Source organism: Mesorhizobium sp. B2-4-6 (assembly GCF_006442775.1).
In the GTDB taxonomy this organism is placed as follows: domain Bacteria; phylum Pseudomonadota; class Alphaproteobacteria; order Rhizobiales; family Rhizobiaceae; genus Mesorhizobium.
In genome coordinates, this window is record NZ_VFVI01000018.1 from 1 (window position 1) to 22,211 (window position 22,211).

Here is a 22,211-nt window from a genome sequence, read left to right on the forward strand (position 1 = left end):
GCAAGGAAGCTCCTGGTCGTCCTCAACGCCATCATGCGCGATAAAACCGCATTCGCGTGAACACAGTTGCCATTCCGTAACGTTCGAGTGCCGCAGCGATGCAGAACTGGCGGCGTTAGCGCCAGCGCTCCTTCTGGGCCGCTGCTTTCTTCGGTTGATGTCACGGAATGGATCCTCGGGTCTGCGCTGCGTCGCTACGCTCCTTGCTCCGCCCGTGGATGACGAAGTTTGCCGCCAAGCCTACGCCGCCGACTGCGGCAATACGAACGGAATGCTTCCCACCGGCAGCGCGCCGACCTTGAGCCGGCAGTCGAACACTTTCTCGATCAGCTCGTCATTGAGCACGTCCGTCGGTGCCCCGGCGGCGGCCAGCTGGCCGTGGGAGAGCACGAAAATCCGGTCGGCGTACATGGCCGTCAGGTTGAGGTCGTGCAGGATCGCCACCACGCCACCGCCGCGCCGGGCGAAGTCGCGGGCGATGTTCATGATGATGAGCTGGTGCTTGACGTCGAGGCTGGAGACAGGTTCGTCGAGGAAGAGATAGCGCGGCCTGCCCTCGAGCACCGGCGCCCAGACCTGGCAGAGCACACGGGCAAGCTGCACGCGCTGCTGCTCGCCGCCGGAAAGCTCCTGGTAGAAGCGGCCGGCAAAACCGTCGAGGTCGACGCGCGCCAGCGCCCGCTCCGGCAAACGCGCATCCTCGCCGGGCAGCACGCCGGAGCGCCCGCCGATCAGGCCGAGGCGAACGATCTCGCGCACCGTGAAGGGAAAGGACAGCGCCGTCGATTGCGGCAGCACCGCGCGCAGCGTGGCTGCCTCGACAGGCCTCATGGCCGACAGGTCGCGGCCGTTGAGCGTGACGGTGCCGGTATAGGCGAGCTCGCCGGTCAGCGCCTTGAGTAGGGTCGTCTTGCCGGACCCGTTCGGTCCGACGATGGCCGAGACCGCGCCGGGCCGCGCCGCGAAATCGACATGCGAGACGATGCGCTTGCCGCCGATCGCCACCGAGATGTCGCGCGCTTCGATCATGGCAGGCTCACAGATCAATGACGCCGCGCTTGCGCAGCAGGATCCACAGGAAGAACGGCGCGCCGGCAACCGCCGTGACGATGCCGATCGGCAATTCGGCCGGCGCGACGATGGTGCGGGCGACCGCGTCGGCTAGCAGAAGCAGCGAGGCGCCGAGCAGAGCGGAAGCCGGCAGCAAATAGCGGTTGTCCGGGCCCATCGCCAGCCGCAGGACATGCGGCACGACGATGCCGATGAAGCCGATGCCGCCGCTGACCGCGACCGAAGCGCCGACCGCCGCCGACACCGCGACGATGGCCGTGTATTTCAGCCGCTGCACCGGAATGCCGAGATGACCCGCGGTCGCTTCGCCCAGCGCCAGCGCGTTGAGGCCGCGCGACAGGAGCGGCATCGCCGATAGCGCCAGCACGATCACCGGCCCCACGGTGCCGATCTTCGGCCATGTCGCGCCGGCAAGCGAACCGAGCTGCCAGAAGGTCAGGTCGCGCAACTGCCGGTCGTCGGCCATGAAGATGAGGATGCCGGTGAGCGCCATGGCAAGAGCGCTGATGGCGATGCCGGCAAGCAGCATCGTGGCGACCGACGTCCGCCCCTGGCGCGTGGCGATGGCATAGAGCAGCAACGTCACCGCCAGCCCGCCGAAGAAGGCGGTGAGCGGCAGCGCGAGCGTGCCCAATGCAAGCGTGACGGGCGCAAGCCATGTGGTGCCGAGCACGATGATCGCCACAGCGCCGAGGCTGGAGCCGGCGGAAACGCCGATCAGGCCTGGATCGGCAAGTGGATTGCGGAACAGCCCCTGCATCACCGCGCCGCAGACGGCGAGTGCGGCGCCGATCAGCCCGCCGAGCAGCACGCGCGGCATGCGGATGTCGTAGACGATCAACTGGTCGCGCGCGGCCAGCGCCGCGTCGGCGGGCATGGCGCCCGTAAACCAGTCGCGGATGACGCGGACGGCGGAGGCGTCGGAGGCGCCTGACGTCAGCGACAGGGACACGCAGAGCGCGAGCGCCAGGCACAAGAGCAGGATGACTAACCTTGCCCGGGCCGAGCGGTCGCCATCGGCCGCCCCCATCACCCTGCCCGCGCCGGCAATGGACTGTTCGACCATCGCCGCTCAGTCCGTGACCTGGTTGCCATAGAGCTCGACCGCAAGGTCGTGGATGGCTTCGGCGGTTCGCGGGCCGAAGCCGAGCAGGTAGCCGCCCCACATGCTGATCATCTTGCGGCTGGTGCCCGCCGGTGTCGAGGCGACGGCCGGGTTGGCGAACAGCTCCTCTTCCGAGATCGGCGGTCCGCCGCCCTTCATCGTCAGGATGACATCCGGCCTTGCGCTGACGATCGCCTCGTCGGTCATCCCTTTGTAGCCGGAAAAGCCCTCGACCGCGTTGACCGCGCCGGCAAGCTTGATGATGCCGTCGGCCGCCGTGTCGCTGCCCGCGGCAAGGATCTTGCCGCCTTGCGTCGACAGCACGAACAGCACGCGCTTGCGCGCCTTGATCGCAGCCGTCCGATTTTCCGCCGCCGTCAGCTTCGCGTCCGTCTCCGCGGCGAGCTTCTCCGCCTTCGCCTCGACCCCCAGCGCCTTGCCGACGATGCGGATCTTTTCGAGAATGCCCTCATGATTGTAGTGGTCCGGCACCTCGATGAACGACACGCTCGACTTCTTCAGCACGTCGACCGCTTCTTTCGGACCGCTGCCGTGCAGCGCCAGGATTCCGGTCGGATTGACCGACAGGACGCCCTCGGGCGAGAGCGCGCGCATGTAACCGACATCCGGCAGCTTCGCCGCCGCCTCGGGATAGTTGCTGGTCGAATCGCGGGCCACGAGACGGCCTTCCTCGCCGAGCGCGTAGACGATCTCGGTGATCGAGCCGCCTATGGAGGCGATCCGCGAGGCGTCCGAAAAGGCGGCCACCCCCTCGTTAGCGCCGGCCGGCGGCGCGATGAACGCAAGCAAGGCGCCGAGCATCGGCGCAAGCGCCGCGCGGAAACTGAGAACAAAGCGCATTGGGTGCTACCTCATGCAGCGGTCGGATTGGGGATGCGGGGCAGGTTCTCGGCCAGAAGGCGCCAGTCTTCCCGCTCGCCTTCGCCTTCATGACGCTTGCCGAAGAACTGGATGATCATGTCGCCATTGGCGTCGTAGGCCTCCAGCGACGTGACATGACCGTCCTTGGTGGGCTTGCGCACCGCCCAGACCTCGTGGATGTGGTCGGTCCTCAGGTGCAGATGGAAGGTTTCGTCGAGCACGTTGATCCACGGCCCCATCGGCTTGACCGACTTGATCGGACCGGAATGAATCTGGATGCAGCCGCGGTTGCCCACGAAGCACATGATGGGCATCTCGCCTGCCGCCGCGTGATGGAACATGGCGGTCACCGCGTCGTTGTCGAGCAGCCAAGCATAGTCCTGGCCCACCATGCGCACCGCCTCGCGGCGACTGAGCTTCAGCGTCTTCAGCATGCCGAAGAACTGATGCACGTCGGTGAGCCGGCTCCAGCGGTCGCGCAGATCGTCGATCGAGGCGGCAGAACCCTGCCCCTCACCCTCCCCTTCCGCCGCGCTTGGGAGGATCGCGACGGTCGGCTCCTGGTTCGACGATTCGAGGCTCGTCACCAATTTCTGGTAGGCACGGAGATTGGATGCGGGCTTCAGATGCACCTTGTGCACCGCCTCGCCCGCCGCATCGAAGAACTGCAGGCTGCGGCGGATATCGCCGCCGTCGCGTTTGTCTACGGCAAAGCCATGCGCCCAGACCTTCGGGAAGATGCGCAGGTCGATGTTTTCGCCGAGCACCATAGCGTTGTGGTTGCCGGTGACGACCTTGTCGTAGACGCCGATCTTTTCATGCACGGCGCTTTCGTTGCGGGTCAGCGCCATCACCTCGCCGACCGCCTCGAGGCCGGTCAGCAGATCGTTGACGCGCGGCTCGACGCGGACAGCGCCGACGCCGCACTGCGCCGCGACCAGCTCCGCTTCCGAAATGCCCAATTGCGCCGAAAGATCGCGCTCCCGGATTTTCGGATTTTCTTCTCGCGCCCGCCGGATTTCCTCCGGCGACGGCTTAACGCGCTGGTCCATGACTTCCACCTGCAATGTCTTCCACCTGTGATGCCTGATCTGTGCTCGCCTGCCCCACCGCCGATCCTCACTTGTTGAGGATCAGCTTGCCCTGGCGGGTGATCTTCAGGCGGTAAAGCGCGCCGTGATGCTCGATGCCGATCTCGTGCTCACCCTGGAACAGCGTGTTGCTGGACAGCGTCCTCACCGCCAACGGCACCCTTTCGTAACGCATCTGCGTGTCCTCCGGGCGGCGGACGCGATAGCGGAAATCGTTGGGATTGTGCGTGTTCATCGGGTCGGTCCTTTCCTCTGACGGCCACCTTGGCCGCAGCCTCATAAAATGCCGATTAAATTCTTGACTCGAATAATCATGTTTACTAGTCAGTGCATTACCGGACTAAATGAGTCAAGATTTAAGACGCCGGACGTGATCAAAAATGCGAGCGAGCCACTGGCCAGCCAGCTGTGAGCCTGAATCTGGAGTTGGGGCATGGGGTTGGTGACTTGGGGACGGACGGGCCTGGCGGGCGACAGCGCGGGCCCGGGCTTCCGATCGTTGGCGCGGGCGATGGCGATATTGATGGCCGGTTCGGCGGTGATCGCGCTTGGCGGGCCCGCCGCCAAAGCGCAGCAGGCCGCGCAGCCGGCGGCCGACCAGCAGCAGGCCGATCAGAAAAAAGAGGCTGATGAAAAGGCCGCGGCCGAAGAAACCCTGCTCGACAAGATCCTCGTCATCAGCCGTACGGGCGAAACGGCGATCCAGTCGCTGGCCTCGGCCAGCCATGTCGACCAGGAGCAGCTCGACCGCCGCATGGCGACCACGCCGAACGAAATGCTGCTCGGCGTGCCCGGCGTCGCCGTGCAGGCCGACGCGCGCCGCGTCAGCTCCAGCATCAACATCCGCGGCCTGCAGGATTTCGGCCGCGTCGCGGTCATCGTCGACGGCGCCCGACAGGACTTCCAGCGCTCGGACCACGGCACGCAGTCGACCTTCTATGTCGATCCCGAGCTCATCAAGTCGGTCGACGTCATCCGCGGTCCGGTCGCCAATACCTACGGTTCCGGCGCCATCGGCGGCGTCGTCTTCTTCGATACCAAAGACGCCGCCGATCTCCTCAAGCCGGAAGAGACATGGGCCGGATCATTGACCGGGCGCTATGAAAGCAACGGCAAGGGCTGGACCACCAGTGCCACCGGCGCCTACCGGATCAACGAGAACTGGGACGTTCTGGGCAACATCGTCTACCGCGACTACGACGACTACAAGAATGGCGGCGGCGATACCGTTGCCGGCACCGGTTTCGACGTGTTGAGCGGCCTGCTCAAGACCACCATACGCCCGACCGAGGACAGCGAATTGAAGCTCGGCTGGGTCGGCTCGGGCGACGGATGGACGGAAACCAGCGGTGGCGTGCCGGCCAATGACGTCGATCTGAAGTCGAACACCTTCACGGCCCGCTACAACATCACCGACGACGCCAGGAGCTGGCTCGACCTCCACATCAACGCTTCCTACAACAAGACAGTTCTCGACCTGACCACGCTCACCGCGCAGAATCGCTTCGATCCGACCACCGGCCTGCCCGTGGTGCTGCCGGCCGGCTCGCTGTCCACTTTCGATGTCGGCACGACCGGCATCGACATCTGGAACACGTCGCGCTTCGAGACGGCGAGCGTCGCGCACGAATTGACCTATGGCGGCGACTGGGTCGGCGACGATGTCGAGACTGGCGGCACGGCCGGGGGCGACAACTTCTACACGCCATCGGGCAAGCGCAACGTCTCCGGCGCCTATATCCAGGACAAGCTGACCTGGGAGTGGCTCGAGGTCATTGGCGGCCTGCGTTACGACAATTACAGCCTGAAGGACGACACGAATGAGACCTCCGGCGACCGGGTATCGCCGCGCATCACCATCGGCGTCTCGCCCTTCGAAAGCGCTGGCCTGGCCGGCCTGCAACTCTACGGCACCTATGCGGAAGGCTATCGTTCGCCCTCGCTGACCGAGACACTGATCAGCGGCAACCATCCGGCCGGCGTCAGCTTCCCGTTCCTGCCCAACCCGAACCTGAAGCCCGAGACCGGCAAGACCGTCGAGTTCGGCGTCAACTACAAGCAGAACGATATCATCGAGGGCGGCGACGCGCTGCGGCTCAAGGCTGCCTACTTCAACAACAATGTCGACGACTACATCGACGGGGTGACGCTCTCGCCCTTCGATCCGACCAGCGGCTGCCCGTTCGGCCCGGGCATTCCGATCTGCTTCCAGTACCAGAACTTTGCCAAGGCCAAGATCAACGGCTTCGAGCTGGAAAGCGTCTACGACGCCGGCTGGGGCTATGCCGGCCTGTCCGCCTCCATCATCAATGGCCACACCATCTCCTATGAAGGCGAGCGCGCCGACCTGGCCACCGCCCCCTCTTCCCAGGTGACGGCCCAGCTCGGCCTGCGCTTCCTCGAGGACAAGCTGACCGTCGGCGGCGAAGTGCAGTACAATGGCAAGCCCAAGGGCAATCCGGTGGCCAAGGACTATACGTTGGTCAACGCCTTCGCCAGCTACCAGGCGACGGACAATCTCAAGCTCGACTTCCGCGCCGACAATCTGTTCGACGTCAAATACACCAACCCGCTCAACGGAAGCACGACCGCCGTCCTCTACGAACCCGGCGTCACGCTGAAGCTGGCGGCAACCATGCGCTTTGGGGGTTGAGGAAGACATGAAACGCTTCACGGCATCCTTTCGTCTGCTGACCTCGACGTTTGCGATGGTGCCGGCGTGGGCCCAGTCCGCGCCGGCTCCGGCCCTGAACCTGGAGCTCAATGCGGCGCAGCCTTCGGACAAGGGCTGCCGGCTTACCTTCGTCGTCAACAACACGCTCGGCGCCGACCTGTCCAAGGCGGCTTTCGAGATTGCGCTGTTCAACGAGGCCGGAATCGTCGACCGTCTCACGGTGCTCGATTTCAAGGACCTGCCGGCCGGCAAGACCAAGGTCACGCGCTTCGACCTCGCCGGCGCCGACTGCGGCAAGCTCAGCCGCGTGCTGATCAACAGCGCGACGCAATGCGCCGGCACCGGCGTCGAACCGGCGGCCTGCATGCGCGGCCTGAAGACCTCGACCAGGACCGCAATCGCTTTCGGCGTATAGGGTGGGACTGCATCCGGCCTTCCCGCTTGACGCAATGGCGTGGCCTGCCTCCGGTCCACCGCCATGGGCGGCAACCGATCTTGATTTGACAATTCCTTGTCGCGTGCGGCAGGTCTCGGCGCGAGACATGCAGGATATCGATCACCCTTCCGATGCAGGCAGTGAACTGGCGATCAAGCCGGCCGAGCCGCTCATGCGGACGCGGCAATCCGCGCGAGATCGCAGATGGACGGTGGCGATCATCGTCTCCGGCCTGCTCCACGGCGCCGCCGCGGCGGCGTTTCTGATCGCACCCGCGGGAACATTCGACTCCGCGGACCCGATCAGGGCCGAGGGCGCCGACCAGTCCGGTGCCAACGTCATCGGCAGCGCCTTGGATGACCAGGCGTCCGGCGCGGTGGATGTTACCCTGGTGCCGGATCCGCAACCGGCAAAACGCCAAGCCGTCCAGCCCGCTCCGCCGCAGCCGGTCAGTGAACAGGTGACGCCTCAGCCTCCGCCGGAAGCCTCCAAGGAGCCGGCCCCCACGCCGGATATCCTGGCGGCCGCCATGCCGCACCAGGATGATCGGAGCGTCCCCACGGACGGCAAGCCGACGCCCGCGATCGAGCCGCAAAGCACACAAGCGCCCCCTGCCGAGCCCGAGCAATCACCGGTCCCGAGCGCGACATCGAGCGCACCAGCCGGATCGGCGGGGCCAAGTGAAACCGTTGAACCGCGCGGCACGGCGGATGGCGACACGCGCGATGCGCCGGTCATCGCCAGCAAGGGTAAGAAACAGGCCGCCGGCAATGCGCTCGAATCCCGCTACAGCGGTGAAATCCAGAAGAAGCTTGCCCGCGCCAACCGTCGCGTTTCGAAATCGATCCAGGCCAAGGCTCGCAACAATGCCAGGGTGGTTTTCGTCGTCGCGGCCGACGGCAGCGTCAGCGACCTGCAGCTCGCTGAGAGTTCAGGGTCCGCCGAGCTCGATCAGTTCGCTTTGACACTGGTGCGCAAGCAGGCACCGTTCCCTCCCATTCCACCCGAGACCGGAAAATCAAGTTGGGTGTTCAAGGCGCGGATCGGCCCTTTTTGAAACTTCGCCATCCTAAGAATTCGTCCATTTCGAAAGGAACCAGATGTATATCGCCATGAACCGCTTCAAGGTCCAGAACGGCTCGGAAGAAGCCTTCGAGGACGTCTGGAAGAACCGCGATTCAAGCCTCTCCGAAATGCAGGGTTTCAGGGAGTTCCACCTGCTGCGCGGCCCGGTCAACGAGACCGAGGGCTATACGCTGTTTGCCTCGCACACCGTCTGGGCAAGCCAGGAGGATTTCGTCGCCTGGACGAAATCGGAGAACTTCCGCGCCGCCCATCGCAATGCCGGCGGCTCGAAAGTGCACTATCTCGGCCATCCCCAATTCGAGGGCTTTTCGGTCGTCGAAGGCGCCTGACCGTCGCCGGTTCGCGACGGCGCTTCCAGCCTTGCTCGCCTGTTATGCAGCCGCCAGCAGGCTGGCGTTACCGCCTGCGGCCGTCGTGTCGACGCAGACCGCGCGCTCATGCGCGTAAGCCGCCGGGTTGAGCACCTCGCTGACCAGCGGCACGATCGGCCCGGCGCGCTCGGCGATCACCTTGCGCACGATCCGTGCCGCCTCTGGCGTGCCGGAGAAGGCGACGACATCGACCCGCAGCGAGCGCGCCTCGACCGGATCGGGCCGGCCGTCGATGGCCGCCAGCGGCAGGCCCTTGCCGGTCAGCGCCGACAGCGCCGCCGGAGCGCCCGGCGCTACCGCCAGCACGGCATTGCCGGCCGCGAGTGCCTGGATCGTCTGGGAAAGCAGCGTCTCGGCATCCGGGCCGAGGCACAGCACCCTTCCGCGCGGCGACAGCGACAGCGTGTTGGCTTCGCCGGTCGGTCCCGGCAGGTCGACCTGGCCGAAATCGAGGCTTGCTGCGGCGGCGATTGCCGCCGCGCCCTTGCCACGCAGATGCTTCCTCAGGATCGCCACGCGATCCGGCCGCGTCGACCAGCCGCCGAGCGTCGGATCCGGCAAATTGTCGGCAAGCTCCGTCGCCGTCACCTTGTGACCCTCGCCAACCTCGGTGCCTGCCTCCGGCCCCTTGCGGAAACGGCGCAGGTAATGCGGCCCACCGGCCTTTGGGCCGGTGCCCGACAGCCCCTCGCCGCCGAAAGGCTGCGAGCCGACGACGGCGCCGATCTGGTTGCGGTTGACATAGATGTTGCCGGCATGGATGCCGTCGACGAAATGCTGGACGCGGCCCTCGATGCGGGTGTGCAGGCCGAAGGTCAGGCCGTAGCCCTTGCGGTTGATGGCGGCGATCACCGCGTCGATCTCGTCGGCATCGAAGGTCGCGACATGCAGCACCGGGCCGAACACCTCGCGCTCCATTTCCTCTATGCCTTTGACGCGGAAGACATGCGGCGCGACGAAACGGCCGGTTGCCGGCGCTTCCAATTTCGCGATCAGCCGGCCCTCCAGACCTTTCTTCTTGCAATAGTCGCTGATCGAAGCTTGCGCCTCATCGTCGATGACCGGGCCGACATCGGTCGAGATGGCCCAGGGATTGCCGATAGTGAGCGCTTCCATCGCGCCCTTCAGCATCTCCAGCATCTTCTTCTCGACGTCCTTCTGGACGTAGAGCACGCGCAGCGCCGAGCAGCGCTGGCCGGCGCTTTGGAAGGCCGAGGCGAGAATGTCGCGCACCGCTTGCTCCGGCAGCGCGGTGGAATCGACGATCATCGCATTCAAGCCGCCGGTCTCGGCAATCAGCATGGCATCGGGCGCCGCGGTTTCGGCCAGCTGCTTCTCGATCAGCTTGGCAACCTCGGTCGAGCCGGTGAAGCAGACACCGGCGATGCGCGGATCGGCGGTGAGCGGCGCGCCGACCGACGGGCCATCGCCCGGCAGAAGCTGGATGACGTCCTCCGGCACACCGGCCTCGCGCAGCATCTCGACGGCGCGGAAGGCGATCAGCGGCGTCTGCTCGGCCGGCTTGGCGACGACCGAATTGCCGGTGACCAAAGCCGCGGCGATCTGGCCGGTGAAGATCGCCAGCGGGAAGTTCCACGGCGAGATACAGACGATCGCGCCGCGCGCTTGCGTGCCCGCTTCGGCATTCGCCGCCTCGGTCGCGTAATAGCGCAGGAAGTCGACCGCCTCGCGGACCTCGGCGACGCCGTCGGCCAGCGACTTGCCGGCCTCGCGGGTGGCGAGAGCGAAGAATTCGGCGGCATTGGCTTCGTAGAGGTCGGCGGCGCGGTTGAGGATCGCGGCGCGCTCGGCAACCGGGCGCTTCGCCCAGGCGGGTTGCGCGTCGACGGCGATGCGCACGGCGGTCGCCACCTGTTTGGCCGCCGCCTCGTGCACGGTGCCGACGACCTCGTCGGGCTTTGCCGGATTGACGATCTGGCGCGGCTTGCCGTAGCCGGCGGCGCGCGTGACCGGCTTCGCGTGCCAGCGGTCCGTTCCGGCGAATTCCACCCTCGCCTTGTCGATGGCCGCCAGCGTCACCGGATCGGTGATGTCGAAGCCCCTGGAATTGCGGCGTCCGGCGCCGAAAATCGCGGCGGGGCGCGCAATCGCCGGATTGGCGGCCGGCCCCTGCGTCTCGACGGCATCGAGCGGATCGCGCGCGATCTCCTCCGGCTCGACTTCCTCGTCGGTCAACTGGTGGACGAAGGAGGAGTTGGCGCCGTTTTCCAGCAGACGCCGCACCAGATAGGCAAGCAGGTCGGAATGCGCGCCGACCGGCGCGTAGATGCGGCAGCGCGTGCCTTCGGCCTGGCGCACCGTCTCGTGCAGCGCTTCGCCCATGCCGTGCAGGCGCTGGAACTCGAAGCTGTCGCGGTCATTCGCCATCGATAGGATGGCCGCCACGGTATGCGCATTGTGGGTGGCAAACTGCGGGTAGATGCGGTCGGTCATCGACAGCAGCTTTTTCGCGCAGGCCAGATACGAAACGTCGGTGTTGGCCTTGCGGGTGAAGACCGGATAGCCGGACAGGCCGAGCGTCTGCGCCCGCTTGATCTCGGTGTCCCAGTAGGCGCCTTTGACCAGCCGCACCATGATCCGGCGGTCGTATTTTTTCGCGAGCGCATAGAGCCAGTCGATGGCGAAGGCCGCGCGAGGCCCGTAGGCCTGGACGACGACGCCGAACCCGTCCCATCCGGCGAGCTCCGGCTCGGCCAGCACGCGCTCGATGACGTCGAGCGACAGGTCGAGCCGGTCGGCCTCCTCGGCGTCGATGTTGAGGCCCATGCGCGAATGCCGCGCCGCTAGCGCCAGCGACAGAAGCCGCTCGGCCATCACCGGCAGCATCTTTTCCTTCTGCGCCTCTTCGTAGCGCGGGTGCAGCGCCGAGAGCTTCACCGATATGCCGTGGTTGTAACGGATGTCGGGCCCGTTGGAGCCGGAATCGAGCGAGGAGATCGCGTCGGCATAGGCGCGGTGGTAGCGCAGCGCATCGGCTTCCGTGCGGGCCGCTTCGCCCAGCATGTCGAAGGAATAGAGATAGCCCTTCTGCGTCATCGGCCGGCCGCGCTTGATCGCCTCGGCGATGGTGCGTCCGAGCACGAACTGCTCGCCCATCTCGCGCATGGCGGCGGCCACTGCCTTGCGGATCACCGGCTCGCCCAGCCTGCGAACCATGGCGCGCAGCGTGCCTTCGATGCCGCCCTCGCCTTCGTCGAGCACGCGGCCGGTCAGCATCAGCGCCCAGGTCGAGGCGTTGACGAAGATCGAGCTCGAGCCGCCCGAATGCGCCGACCAGTCATGCGGCGCGATCTTGTCGGCGATGAGGTCGTCCATCGTCTCGGTGTCGGGCACGCGCAGCAGCGCTTCGGCCAGGCACATCAGCGCCACGCCTTCCTTGGTCGACAGGCCGTAGGCAGAGAGGAAGACCTCCATCAGCCTGGGATCGGTCGAGCCGCGCACCGCGCGCACCAGGTCGGCCGCGCGGGCCGAGATCGCCTTGCGCTCCTCGGCCGACAAGCCCGCCGTCGCCGAAAGGCGCTTCACCGCCTCGTCTTCGTCGGGCAAATAATTGGCGCGGATCTGCTGGCGGATGGCGTCGAGCGGCATGTCGGGTCCGTGAAAGCGAGCGTGAGTGAGCGGTCTGGCGATCACCGGACCGAATGGCGCAAGCTAACACAGCTGCGAAATTTCAGCCGGTCCAAAGAAATCGACAAGGCAGTCCGTTCGATCTATCATATAGGTATCCTTTCAATCGTATTGACTGCAATATCGATGACTGAAGACCAATTGGACCGCATCGACCGCAACATCCTGGCCGCGCTTGGGCGCGACGGCCGGCTTTCCATGTCGGAACTTGCAAGCAAGGTCGGCCTGTCGAAGACACCAGTTCAGGCACGCGTGAAGCGGCTGGAGAAGGACGGCTATATCAGAGGCTACCGCGCAGTCATCGACCGCGAGCGCATGGGTGAAGGCCACGTCGCCTTCGTCCAGGTGAAACTGTCGGACACGCGCTCGGCTGCGCTCGACGCCTTTAACCGCGCGGTGCAGGGCGTGGCGGAGATCGAGCAGTGCCACATGATGGCCTCGAGCTTCGACTATCTGTTGAAGGTCCGCACCACCGACATCGCCGCCTATCGGCGGGTGCTCGGCGAGCGCATATCGGCCCTGCCCCACGTCGCCCAGACCTCGACCTTCGTGGCGATGGAAACGGTGAAGGATCGCTAATCCGACAGCGTTTTCAGGAAAGCCACCAGCGCCGCCCGCTCGCGCTCGGAAAGGTCGAGCGAGTGCACTTCGGAAACGCCTTCGACGGCAAGCGGCGCTTTCGAATAATGCGCCACCACCTCGTCGAGTGTCGAGAACTGGCCGGCATGCATGTAGGGCGGCCGGCTTGCGGCGCCCCTGAGCGACGGCGTCTTGTAGGCGCGCATGATCTGCGGACCGTCCTTGACCATGAAGCGCAGCTCGCGGCAGGCGCTTTCGTCGCCGTCACGGAATTTGCCCAGACAGTTGAAAGGGTCGGCCTCTACCTGCGCCACGGCATCGACACGCCCGCGGTCCGGCGGCAAGCCGTCGACGGGCGGCACGCCGGTGTTGTGGAAGGAGTTGTCGGTGAAGCGCGGCCCGTTGTGGCAGGTGACGCAATTGGCCTTGCCGATGAACAGCTTCAGCCCAAGAACCTCCTCCGGCGAAAACACCGCATCCCCTACCGGCTTGGCGCCGGTCGCGAGATCGATGGCAAAACGGTCGAAACGCGTTTGCTGAGGCTCGATCGACCGTTCGAAGGCGGCGATCGCCTTGCCGATACTGGCATAGACGCGGTTGATGTCGTCTTGCTGGGCGGGGGACATGGCGTTCCACGCCGCCTTCTCGGCATCCGTGCCGAGCGGGCTGGCGTTGGCCGGCACGGTCGAAAGGTCCGGCAGCGGCCCGAAGATGCGTTCATAGCGCTCGCCGAACCGCTTCCTGATGTAATGCGCGAAGGCGGCGCGGTTTCCCGCCTGCTCCAGCGGATTTTCCAGCGGCGTCAGCGCTTGCGCCCACAGACTGTCGCGCCTGCCGTCCCAGAAGAACCAGGGATCGCGCGCCACGCCTGCCAGCGGCATGGTGCGGCGGTTGGTGCGGCTGACGCCGACTGCCTGCGGCAGGTCGTCCTGGAACTGGCGGTCGATCTTGTGGCAGGTCGAGCAGGACACCGTCCCGTCGCGGCTCATGCCTACATCGAAGAACAGCGTCGAGCCAAGCGCGGCGGCCGCCGGCACATCCGCATACTGGTTCGTGGTGTCGGGTTTGAGCGAGGGCAAGGTGTTCAACGCCAGTGAGGCGATGGTCTTCTTCTCCGCATCGCTGAACTGCGGCTTGCCGCAACCGCCGAGGAGCAAGAGCGTCGCCAATGCGAGCAGACCTGCAACGCTGGCCAGCCGCTTCATCGCCCGCTCACAACACGACGTTGAAGACGACGGAATCGGACCCGGCCGCCGCCGAAATACCGAAGTGCAGCTGCCACCAGCCGCTCATCGTGAACTTCACGCCGTCGATGCGGTAGCGTCCGTCGCCGAGGTAATCGGTCGCCTGCGGACTGGTCGGCAGGCCGTGATCGTGCTGCGGCATCCCGCCGGAGACGGTGATGGCTGCCCCCTCCACCGGCGCGCCGGCGGCGGTCTTCAGCGTCAGCAGCCAGGACTGCAGCTCGCCCTGCCGGATCACCCCGCGTTCCGGCTCGAAGCTCGCGACGAACAGGCCGTTCGCCGTCTTCTTGGAGCGTGAAATGTCCGGGCCGGACGCCGATTGCGGCAGCGTCAGATAGACCGCGGCCACGATGCCGATCAGCAGAGCGGCCAGGCCGAGACCCGCAAGAATGTAACGCCATATCGATGCCAAACCCGTTCCTCTTCGGCTGCTAACGTCGCGGGCCGTTTGTGGCGTCCCGCCCTGCCTGTGGGAAATCGCTTCTGGCGCAAAATTCGCCGCTAGCCAAGCATGGCGCTGCCGGCCGCAAAAAGCTACAGCAACAGGATCTTAGGAAGGGACAAGCCCGGCATGGCCAAGGGTATCGCGTCGATCGGCGAATGCATGCTGGAACTGTCGGGCCAGACCGGCCCGGACTGGCGCATGGGTTTCGCCGGCGATACCTTCAACACGCTCTGGGCGTTGCACGCCTTGAGCCCGGATCGGCCCGCGACCTATGTGTCGGCCTTCGGCGACGACCCCTTCTCGCGCGATCAGATCGCCTTCCTTGCCGAGAACGGCATAGGCGTCGGCAACAGTCCGGTCATTGCCGACGCTCGCCCCGGCCTTTACGCCATAACGCTCACCGGCGCCGAGCGCGCCTTCACCTACTGGCGAAGCGACGCGGCCGCGCGCCAACTCGCCTCGGATCCGGCCGCGCTCGCAAAAAGCCTTGAAAACAAGGCGCTTGTCTATTTTTCCGGAATCACCCTGGCAATTCTGGACGAGGCCGCGCGGAAAACTTTGCTGACGGCTATAGTTGCGGCCCGGGCCGCCGGCTCGCTCGTCGCCTTCGACCCGAACTATCGGCCACGTCTGTGGCCAAGCCGTGAGATAGCCCAAGCCGCGATCAACGATGCGCTTGCGGTCTGCGACATCGCGCTGCCGACTTTTCCTGACGAGCAGATGCTGTTCGGGGATCCGACGCCACAGGCAACGGCGGAGCGCCTTGGCAAGCTGACCGGCGAGGTCGTGGTCAAGAATGGCGAGCAGCCGGCCCTGATTGCGCTGAACGGCGCTTTACAAACTGTCGACGCGGTGCATGTGGCCGCCCCCGTCGACACCACGGGAGCCGGCGATTCCTTCAATGGCGGCTATCTCGCTGCGCGGGTTGCCGGCCACGCGCCCGCCGACGCCGCTCGCCGCGCGCATAAAGTCGCCGCCGCGGTCGTACAGGTTCGCGGTGCGCTGGCTCCGTTCGAGACTTTGCGGATGGCCTTCGACAGTTAAGCGCTGTCGAAGCTTATGCAGACATCACTTCAACATCGGCAAACTTTAAGGTAAGCGGAACCGATATTCCGTGACCTGATGATAGATCTGTCCCGGCCACAGCGTCGCCGGCGGGAAATAGGGCCGGTTCGGCGCGTCAGGCCAGGTCTGCGCTTCGAGGCAAAGGCCCGAAAACGCCCTGTACCGGCGACCGTCGAGCCCCGGCGATGTCGGCGCGACGAACTGACCGCTATAGAGCTGCAGTCCCGGTTCGGTGGTCCACACTTCCATCTCGACGCCGGAATTGGCGCCTTGCACCCAGGCAGCCTGGTGTAGCGGCCCGCGGCTGGAGGCCAGGCAGTAATTCAGGTCATAGCGAAGCTGCTCGCCTTCCATCTCCATGCGCAGCGCCCGCGCCTGCCGGAAATCGAAAGGCGTGCCGTCGACCGGCTTCACCGCGCCGGTCGGGATCATCTCGTCATCGACGGGCGTGTAGGCGCCGGCGTTGAGCATCAACCGATGGTCGAGGATGTCGCCCGCCCCGCCATCGTCGAGATTGAAATAGGAGTGCTGCGCGAGGTTGCAGAGCGTCGGCTCCTCGCAGGTCGCGGTCAGTTCCATGCTGAGCGTGCCGGGGATCTTGAGCCGGTAGGTGCAGGTGACGTCGAGCGCGCCCGGGAATCCCATGGTGCCGTCCGGATCGTGCAATGTCAGCGTCACGAAATCGCGGCCGTGCAGCGAGACGGTCCACGGCCGGTGGAAAAAGCCTTCCGAGCCGCCATGCAGCGTGTGCTTGCCGAGAAAATTCTGCTCGGTCTGGTAGCGGTTGCCGGCGATGGTGAAGCGGCCGCCGCCAATGCGGTTGGCAAAGCGGCCGACGACGGCCCCAAAGAAGGCGCGGTCGGTCTCGTAGGGTTCGAAACGGTCGTAGCCCAGCACCAGCGGCGCATCGTGGCCGCTGAGCCTGAGATCCTGGACGATGGCGCCCAGCCCGATGATGTTGGCGGTGATGCCGCCGCCGCGAATGGTGAAGCGGCGCACAGCCTCGCCCGCCTGCGCCGTGCCGAAGACCTCGCCGTCTTTCATCGCCATGCCCGAAATGTCATTTCCTGATCCGTGGATTTAGGCCGACGGCGCATCATCCGGCAAGGGCAGGCCAAACGCCTGCCCTGTCCCAGGGATCGATATCAGAGTCCGAGGCCGCCGAAACAGGCATATTTGGTATCGAGATAGTCCTCGATGCCCTGATGCCCGCCTTCGCGGCCGAGACCGGATTCCTTGACGCCGCCGAACGGCGCCTCGGGCGTGGTGATCAGGCCTTCATTGACGCCGACCATGCCGTATTTCAGGCCTTCCATGACCCGGAAGGCGCGGCCGAGATCGCCGGTGTAGAAATAGGCGGCGAGGCCGAACTCGGTGTCGTTGGCCAAGGCGACCGCCTCTTCCTCGGTCTCGAACTTGAACACGGGCGCGATCGGCCCAAAGATCTCTTCCTTCATGAAGCGCATCTTCGGCGTGGCGTCGGCAATGACAGTCGGCTGGAAGAATGAGCCGCCCAGCGCATGGCGCTTGCCGCCGGCGACGACCTTGCCGCCCTTCGAGGTAGCGTCGGCAATGAATTCCTCGACCTTCTCGACAGCCTTCTCGTCGATCAGCGGTCCCTGCTGCACGCCTTCCTCGAGGCCCGAGCCGACCTTGAGGTTGTTGCTGGCCGCGGCCAGCTTCTCGACGAACTTGTCGTAGATGCCGGCCTGCACCAGGAAGCGGTTGGTGCACACACAGGTCTGGCCGGAGTTGCGGTACTTGGCAGTGATGGCGCCGGCCACCGCCCGGTCGACATCAGCGTCGTCGAAGACCAGGAACGGCGCGTTGCCGCCGAGTTCCATCGACACTTTCTTGACCGTCGTTGCCGACTTCTGGATGAGGATCTTGCCGACCTCGGTCGAGCCGGTGAAGGTGATCTTCTTGACCAGCGGATTGGCGCAGATTTCGTCGCCGATCTCGCCGGCCGAACCTGTCACGACATTGACGACGCCTTTCGGGAAGCCGACTTCCTCGACCAGCGCGCCCCAGGCGAGGCCCGAATAAGGCGTCTGCGAGGCCGGCTTGACCACCGCGGTGCAGCCGGCGGCCAAAGCCGGGCCGATCTTGCGGGCGAGCATCGAGGACGGGAAGTTCCACGGCGTGATGGCGGCGATGACGCCGACCGGCTCCTTGGTCACCAGGATGCGGCGGTCGCCCCATGGCGACGGCACGATGTCGCCATAGACGCGGCGGCCTTCCTCGGCGAACCACAGGATGTAGGCCGCGGCCGAGCCGATCTCGCCCTTGGATTCGGCGAGCGACTTGCCCTGCTCGATGGTCAGCAACTCGGCCAGCACGTCCTGATTGTCCATCATCGCGTCATGCAGCTTGCGCAGGAGCTTCGAGCGCTCGAGCGCGGTGGTCTTGCGCCAGCTCTTGAAGGCTTCCTCGGCGGCCTCGATGGCGCGGCGGGTCTCGGCCTTGCCGGCCTTCGGCACGGTGCCGATCTTGAGGCCCGTCGCCGGATTGTTGACGTCGATGGTCTGGCCGCTGTCGGCCTGCACCCATTCACCATTGATGAGATTGGCCTGGCGCATGAAATGACTGGTTTTCTGAAGCATGGTCTGGCCTCCGTTCGGCGCGCTGATCGGCCGTTTTTCTGGATATCCGTTGAAGCGTGCTCAAGAGCCGCACGCCGGCGCATTGCTCTTACCTAGGGAAAGGCGGGCAAGCAATCACAAGATGGCATATAGGGGTTGGGCCAGCAAAGGCGAGCGCGGATTGCTTGCGTGCGAGATTGGTGGAGGGATGTTGAGATTCAGGTCAGGCCGAGCCGAAAATAGCGATTTCCGAGAACCGGAGCGGAGCGTACCTAAAGTACGTGAGCACCGGAAGCGCGGGAAATCGGTGTTTGCAGGCCGGCCTCAGTTGAATAACGACATCCCTTATCCGAAGACGTGGATGACCACCGTCAACCAGAACGACGTGGTCACCACCGCGCTTGCGGTGGCAAGCGTCATCTGGTTCGAGGCCAGCGCCTGGCCGGTGTTGAACTGGACGGCGATCAGGTAGGAATTGATGCCCGAAGGGAGTGCTGCGACCACCACGGCGACCTTGGCAGTCAGCGGCGGCAGGCCGAGCAGCCACACGAACACCAGCACCAGCGCCGGCATCAGGAACAGTTTCAGTCCAGACAATGCCAGCGCCGGCCGGATATTGCCGGAGATGCCGAAGCGGCGCAGGCTGAGCCCCATGGCAAACAGCGCCACCGGACCGGCCGTGCCGGCGAGCGTGTCGACCAGCCGTTCGATAAGGTCCGGCAGCGGCGCGCCGGTGAGGCGCCAGGCGAGCCCCGCCAGGATGCCGATGATCAGCGGATTGACGAACAGCCGCCTGAGGAAGCTTTTGACGACGCGCAGCGGATGGATCGTCTCGCCGCTGCCGCGCCCGAACATCTCGAACAGCACGATCGATGCCATCATCATGATCGGCAGGTGGACCGAGACCAGCAGCGACAGCACCTCGAAGCCGCTGGCGCCGAAGATGCCGAGGATGAAGGGCGCGCCGAGCAGCACGACATTGGAAAAGGCCGACGACACGCCGCCGACGATGCCCGCGCGCGCATCTCGCTTGAACAGCCGCGTCATCACCAGATGGCCCGCGGCCCAGGTGATGGCCGCGGCCGCGAAATAGGCGCACCACAGCGACCAAGGCGTGACGCCATGGAAATCCGATTTGACCATGGTCTGGAAGAGCAGCAACGGCATCGCCACGTTGACGGCGAATTCGGAAATGCCCTCCCCGCTCGCCGGCTTCAGATAGAAGGTGAGCCCGGCCAGGTAGCCGAGCGCCGCAAGGCTGAAGACGAAGAGGACGGTTTCGGTAAGCGGAGTCATTTTGTGGGCGGAGACATTTTTCCCGTGATAGGCGAGCCCTGTTCGCCATGCAATTGGCGCCGCGCGCCTATCTCCAGGGCCGCTGCTTGTTTTCCGGCCGGCTTTGCGATCCCTATATGCCGATCACGGTCTTGGCCCCCCGCCGGGCCGCCAAAGGACTTCCGATGCTGCGAATTGTTCTGGCGCTTTTTCTCCTGGCCGCTCCGAGCCTTGCACACGCGACGGACGCCGGCTGGGCGTTGCTGCGCGATGGCGGCCATGTCGTGCTGCTTCGCCATGCCTTCGTCACCGGAGCTGCCGACCCGGCCAATTTCGACATCGGCAATTGCGCCACGCAGCTCAACCTGTCGGAGCGCGGCAAGCAGCAGGCAAGCCGCATCGGCGCGCTGGTCGCGGCGCGCGCGGCCCCGATCGATCACGTGCTCTCCAGCCGCTACTGCCGCTGCCTCGACACTGCCCGCATCGCTTTCGAATCCGAGCCGCAGCCCTTCGCGCCGCTCGACCTGCTGAAAACCGACCCGGCCGAAAAGGCCGCGCAAATGGAAGCGGTCATGAAGGAGATCCGCGGCTATTCCGGCTCCGACAATCTGGTGCTGGTCACGCATCTGGAAAACATCGAGGCGCTCACCGGCGTAACGCCGCGCGAGGGCGAAGCCGTGGTGGTGGCGCCGGAAGGCGACGGCCTCAAGGTGCTCGGCCGCGTCACTTTCTGAGGGCGCGGCTCGCTACCGTGGCCGAAATGCCACATCTGGAAGAAGCTGCAAATCCGCCGCGACATGCCACTTGCGACAACCCGTCGCAGGGTCTATAGGCGCGCTCCCGGTCATGAAAACCGAAGCGAGCACAACGGTTGGAGCTTTCGTCTCCGCCCGTGCAGGCGGCTTTGCCGCCCTGTATACGGCGCCGTTTCGGGGATTGGGATCGCGGATGTAGCTCAGAGGGAGAGCGCCGGATTGGGGTCCGGAGGTCGGGGGTTCGAGTCCCTTCATCAGCACCACGGATAGCTCAGGTTGGGTAGAGCATCAGACTCATAATCTGACGGTCGAAGGTTCGAATCCTTCTCCATTGGCCTCGAAAGCCAGCACCCTGCACGGTGTTATTCGAAAATCGGTCCGGGGACCGGAATGCGAGGACTTCAACGACGGCAGGGCTTAGGCCTTGCCCGGCGGCGATGTTCTGCGCCATCGGCTCGCGGCCAGGCCCGCGGTGACGATCAAGGCGCGGCGCGGCCGGCAAGGGAAGCTTCGGCTTCCGGCGCCCGCTTCGCCGCCCCGCGATCCGCTCCCGAAGGCCCGCCGCGGATCGATGCCACCGGTCCCTGGATCATTCGTGCCCAGGACATGAAGTACGACGACGTGAAACGAGAAAACGAAAGGATGATCGACGCATGACGTGACGCCTCGCATGGGGCCATGCCCGACAGGAGTAAGACAATGAAGACCATTCTCGAAAAGCTTCTTGGACGCCAGCGCGTCCTCGTGAAGGAAAACGAACGTGCCGTCGCCCTCTACAAGGGCGAGATCCAGGCGATCCTGATGCCGGGCGAACATTGGCTCGCCAACCGGCGCGGAAACCTGGAAATCTCCAGGCACGACCTGAAGAACCCCGAATTCGTTTCGGCATACGAGAAGGCGTTGTTCGACAAGCTCCCGGACGTGGCCGCGCGTCATTTCACCGTCGCTCGCACCGGGCGCACGGACGTCGCCGTCATCGAGCGCGACGGCGCGCTCCATGCCGTGCTGTCGCCGGACCGCAAGCTCGTGCTGTGGACGGATGCCGGTCCGTGGAAGGTGACGGCCGTCGATACGGCAGCCGATCTCGCCGTCGATCCGGACTTGATGCGCCGGATCGGCCAGGCCCGGAAGACGGAGCACATCTTCGTCAATCCGGTCGTGGACGGTCAGGTCGGGCTGCTCTTCGTGGACGGCGTCTTTTCCCGCACGCTTGAAGCGGGCGTGCACGCCTTCTGGAGTGTCGGCCGCATGGTCCAGGTGAAGGTCGTCGACATCAAGCGGCAGTCGCTCGATGTCGCCGGGCAGGAAATGCTGACCAGGGATCGCGTGACGATCCGCGTCAACATCGCCGCCGAATACCGGGTCGTCGATCCGGTCAAGGCGGTAAGCACGGTGAAGGACTTCTCCGAAGCCCTCTACCGCGCCCTGCAGTATGCCTTCCGCAAGACGCTTGGCGCGCTCACGCTCGACCAGATCCTCGACAAGAAGGTGACGGTCGACGAGGACGCGGCGGCCAAGGTGCGCGACGACATGGCCGCGATCGGCGTCGAGGTCAGCGATATCGCCCTCAAGGATGTGATCCTGCCGGGCGATATGCGCGAGATCCTCAACCAGGTGGTCGCGGCCGAGAAGCAGGCCGAGGCCAACGTCATCCGCCGCCGCGAGGAGACGAACGCCACGCGTTCGCTGCTCAACACCGCCAAGGTGATGGCCGAGAACCCGGTGATGCTGCGGCTGAAGGAGCTCGAGGCTCTGGAAACCATCGCCGGCAAGGTCGAGCGGCTCACCGTCCACAACGGGACGGGCGGGCTGCTCAACGACCTGGTCAAGCTCCGCGACTGACGCATGTCGCCCAAAAGTGGTTCCGGTTTTGGAACAACGACATGCATCGGAATAGAAAGC

General features: G+C 65.4%; 19 protein-coding genes and 2 tRNA genes. 10 read left to right on the forward strand and 11 right to left on the reverse strand.

The annotated features are described in order from the left end of the window. Positions 1–240 precede the first annotated feature (240 nt). From FJ957_RS29230 to hemP, 5 genes are all read right to left on the reverse strand, one after another. Entirely contained in the window at positions 241–1,029 is a 789-nt protein-coding gene (locus FJ957_RS29230; protein ID WP_140836312.1) for a heme ABC transporter ATP-binding protein, read from the reverse strand. A 7-nt stretch (positions 1,030–1,036) separates the two neighbouring features. After that, positions 1,037–2,137, reverse strand: a complete 1,101-nt coding sequence (locus FJ957_RS29235) for an iron ABC transporter permease (protein WP_140836314.1) — start codon at positions 2,135–2,137, stop codon at positions 1,037–1,039. Positions 2,138–2,143: 6 nt separating this feature from the next. Next, on the reverse strand, positions 2,144–3,037 hold the full coding sequence (locus tag FJ957_RS29240; protein WP_140836316.1) for a hemin ABC transporter substrate-binding protein: 894 nt from the start codon (positions 3,035–3,037) through the stop codon (positions 2,144–2,146). A gap of 11 nt (positions 3,038–3,048) precedes the next feature. Further along, positions 3,049–4,110 (reverse strand): hemin-degrading factor, encoded by a 1,062-nt coding sequence (locus FJ957_RS29245; protein ID WP_140836318.1) that lies wholly within the window; start codon positions 4,108–4,110, stop codon positions 3,049–3,051. A gap of 67 nt (positions 4,111–4,177) precedes the next feature. Beyond that, positions 4,178–4,384 (reverse strand): hemin uptake protein HemP, encoded by a 207-nt coding sequence (gene hemP / locus FJ957_RS29250; protein ID WP_040981784.1) that lies wholly within the window; start codon positions 4,382–4,384, stop codon positions 4,178–4,180. A gap of 276 nt (positions 4,385–4,660) precedes the next feature. Here hemP and FJ957_RS29255 point away from each other — a divergent pair, with 276 nt between their 5' ends. From FJ957_RS29255 to FJ957_RS29270, 4 genes are all read left to right on the forward strand, one after another. Further along, positions 4,661–6,802, forward strand: coding sequence for a TonB-dependent hemoglobin/transferrin/lactoferrin family receptor (locus FJ957_RS29255; RefSeq protein ID WP_140836463.1), 2,142 nt, complete (start codon positions 4,661–4,663; stop codon positions 6,800–6,802). A 7-nt stretch (positions 6,803–6,809) separates the two neighbouring features. Next, a complete protein-coding gene (locus tag FJ957_RS29260) occupies positions 6,810–7,238 on the forward strand; it encodes a hypothetical protein (protein WP_140836320.1) in 429 nt (142 codons plus the stop codon). Between the two features lie 127 nt (positions 7,239–7,365). Next, positions 7,366–8,316 (forward strand): TonB family protein, encoded by a 951-nt coding sequence (locus tag FJ957_RS29265; protein ID WP_140836322.1) that lies wholly within the window; start codon positions 7,366–7,368, stop codon positions 8,314–8,316. Between the two features lie 43 nt (positions 8,317–8,359). Continuing rightward, positions 8,360–8,674 carry an antibiotic biosynthesis monooxygenase gene (locus FJ957_RS29270; protein WP_140647668.1) on the forward strand — a complete coding sequence of 105 codons (315 nt, stop codon included), beginning with the start codon at positions 8,360–8,362 and terminating at the stop codon, positions 8,672–8,674. Between the two features lie 42 nt (positions 8,675–8,716). On the opposite strand, the gene putA is transcribed toward FJ957_RS29270, so the two are convergent. Next, positions 8,717–12,325, reverse strand: a complete 3,609-nt coding sequence (gene putA, locus FJ957_RS29275) for a bifunctional proline dehydrogenase/L-glutamate gamma-semialdehyde dehydrogenase PutA (RefSeq protein ID WP_140836324.1) — start codon at positions 12,323–12,325, stop codon at positions 8,717–8,719. A gap of 165 nt (positions 12,326–12,490) precedes the next feature. Here putA and FJ957_RS29280 point away from each other — a divergent pair, with 165 nt between their 5' ends. Next, positions 12,491–12,943 carry an Lrp/AsnC ligand binding domain-containing protein gene (locus tag FJ957_RS29280; protein WP_140836326.1) on the forward strand — a complete coding sequence of 151 codons (453 nt, stop codon included), beginning with the start codon at positions 12,491–12,493 and terminating at the stop codon, positions 12,941–12,943. On the opposite strand, the gene FJ957_RS29285 is transcribed toward FJ957_RS29280, so the two are convergent. Both FJ957_RS29285 and FJ957_RS29290 read right to left on the reverse strand, forming a co-directional pair. After that, the gene (locus tag FJ957_RS29285; protein WP_140836328.1) at positions 12,940–14,148 is read right to left on the reverse strand and encodes a cytochrome c peroxidase; all 1,209 of its coding nucleotides are present in this window, start codon (positions 14,146–14,148) and stop codon (positions 12,940–12,942) included. The genes FJ957_RS29280 and FJ957_RS29285 overlap by 4 nt on opposite strands. A 7-nt stretch (positions 14,149–14,155) precedes the next feature. Continuing rightward, positions 14,156–14,599: a FixH family protein gene (locus FJ957_RS29290; RefSeq protein WP_140836330.1), complete on the reverse strand. Its 444-nt coding sequence runs from the start codon at positions 14,597–14,599 to the stop codon at positions 14,156–14,158. Between the two features lie 159 nt (positions 14,600–14,758). Between FJ957_RS29290 and FJ957_RS29295 the strand changes: the two genes are divergently transcribed. Then, positions 14,759–15,676, forward strand: a complete 918-nt coding sequence (locus tag FJ957_RS29295; RefSeq protein WP_140836332.1) for a sugar kinase — start codon at positions 14,759–14,761, stop codon at positions 15,674–15,676. A 45-nt stretch (positions 15,677–15,721) separates the two neighbouring features. On the opposite strand, the gene FJ957_RS29300 is transcribed toward FJ957_RS29295, so the two are convergent. From FJ957_RS29300 to FJ957_RS29310, 3 genes are all read right to left on the reverse strand, one after another. Beyond that, positions 15,722–16,747, reverse strand: coding sequence for an aldose epimerase family protein (locus tag FJ957_RS29300; protein ID WP_140836333.1), 1,026 nt, complete (start codon positions 16,745–16,747; stop codon positions 15,722–15,724). 95 nt (positions 16,748–16,842) lie between these two features. Beyond that, on the reverse strand, positions 16,843–18,300 hold the full coding sequence (locus FJ957_RS29305) for an NAD-dependent succinate-semialdehyde dehydrogenase (RefSeq protein ID WP_140647661.1): 1,458 nt from the start codon (positions 18,298–18,300) through the stop codon (positions 16,843–16,845). Between the two features lie 324 nt (positions 18,301–18,624). Next, positions 18,625–19,575 (reverse strand): AEC family transporter, encoded by a 951-nt coding sequence (locus FJ957_RS29310; RefSeq protein ID WP_140836335.1) that lies wholly within the window; start codon positions 19,573–19,575, stop codon positions 18,625–18,627. Between the two features lie 164 nt (positions 19,576–19,739). On the opposite strand from FJ957_RS29310, the gene FJ957_RS29315 reads away from it, so the two are divergent. The 4 genes from FJ957_RS29315 (at position 19,740) to FJ957_RS29330 (ending at position 22,151) form a co-directional block, all read left to right on the forward strand. Further along, on the forward strand, positions 19,740–20,288 hold the full coding sequence (locus tag FJ957_RS29315) for a histidine phosphatase family protein (protein WP_140836337.1): 549 nt from the start codon (positions 19,740–19,742) through the stop codon (positions 20,286–20,288). Between the two features lie 210 nt (positions 20,289–20,498). Beyond that, positions 20,499–20,572 (forward strand) — tRNA-OTHER (locus FJ957_RS29320). Positions 20,573–20,574: 2 nt separating this feature from the next. Next, positions 20,575–20,644 (forward strand) — tRNA-Met (locus FJ957_RS29325). Positions 20,645–21,008: 364 nt separating this feature from the next. Further along, the gene (locus FJ957_RS29330; RefSeq protein WP_140836339.1) at positions 21,009–22,151 is read left to right on the forward strand and encodes a slipin family protein; all 1,143 of its coding nucleotides are present in this window, start codon (positions 21,009–21,011) and stop codon (positions 22,149–22,151) included. Positions 22,152–22,211 lie beyond the last annotated feature (60 nt).